Source organism: Microbacterium sp. Bi128, assembly GCF_918698205.1.
Window position 1 is genome coordinate 1 of the sequence record NZ_CAKKMM010001569.1, and the last position, 1,134, is coordinate 1,134.

Annotated in this window: 1 protein-coding gene and 1 pseudogene; both read left to right on the forward strand. The window is 70.3% G+C overall.

The genetic code is table 11. The features are described 5' to 3' along the window. Positions 1 to 245 precede the first annotated feature (245 nt). Positions 246 to 716: a universal stress protein gene (locus LQV45_RS34620; protein WP_230012441.1), complete on the forward strand. Its 471-nt coding sequence runs from the start codon at positions 246 to 248 to the stop codon at positions 714 to 716. Positions 717 to 726: 10 nt separating this feature from the next. Beyond that, positions 727 to 1,134, forward strand: a pseudogene (locus tag LQV45_RS34625) (hypothetical protein); the annotation flags it as partial.

Below are 1,134 nucleotides of genomic sequence, written 5' to 3' on the forward strand. Positions count from 1 at the left end.
CCCGTCATCGCTGAGCCGCCGCACGACGTTTCGGCCCAGCTTTCCGCTTCCTCCGGTAACAGCAACTTTCATCAGGAACTCCTCGGGTGGCAGGCTCGGCTGACCGTCATGGTCCGGCCGGGGGCCGGCACCTGCTCCGGCGCCGGCGGTCACCGTTCCACCCTAAGCGGAGGCGGCCACGGTGCCCAGCCCCGCGTGACTTTCGGCCCTAGGCAGTCCCGGGGGCAGGGGCAAGGCTGGGGACCATGAACGGTGATCAGCGCATTGTCGTGGGTGTGGACGGTTCCGAGTTTTCGACGACGGCGCTCCGCCTCGCCGGGCGCATGTCCACCGCTCTGAACATCCCGTTGGAAGTCATCACCTGCCTGGGAACTTCCGATTTCTTCCTGGCCTCCCACCTGCCCGAGGACAGAACGCCCACCCTCGATGAGCTGGAGGAGACCGCCGAACGCCTCGTGGACCAGGCACTGGAGCGGGCCTTCGGCGAATCGCGTCCGGAAGGACTTAACCGCTCGGTCAAGTTCGGGGCGCCCGCCAAGGTCCTCGTCGAGGAAAGCCAGCACGCCGAAATGCTCGTGGTGGGCCGGCGCGGCAAGGGCGGCTTCCTCCATCAGGTCATGGGCTCGGTGAGCGCGGCCGTCGCGGCCCACTCCCACTGCCCGGTGGTGGTGGTCGGGCCGGAATCGGACGACCCCAGGGGCCGGACCAGCGCATGAGGTCCCTCGCGTGAGCGGTCAGCACGTCCCCGGCCGGTTGCGCGGACCGCTCGCGGCGCTGGCTGCGGCATCGGCGGGCGCAGCCTACGTCCTGGCTGTCCGGCCGCGGCTCCTGCGCTGGGGGGATACCACCCAGGAGGCCGCCGGCCCGCTCGCCGGGGACGAGATCGTGCCCGCCCCGCGCATGCAAAGCACCCGCGCGATCACTATTGCGGCCCCGGTGGCAGAGGTCTGGCCGTGGCTTGTCCAGATGGGCGCCGGGCGGGGCGGCTTCTACTCCTACGACTGGCTCGAACGCGGCGCGGGTCTGGGCATCCGGAGTGCGGACCGGATTCTCCCGGAGCTGCAACGCCTGAAAGTTGGCGACGTCGTTCCGCTGTCCCCCGACGGCGGCCTTCCGGTCCGGCTCATCCAGTCC

Excerpts from the sequence above, each read along its gene's own strand:
- LQV45_RS34620 (WP_230012441.1), top strand. The coding sequence starts at position 246 with ATGAACGGTGATCAGCGCATTGTCGTGGGTGTGGACGGTTCCGAGTTT.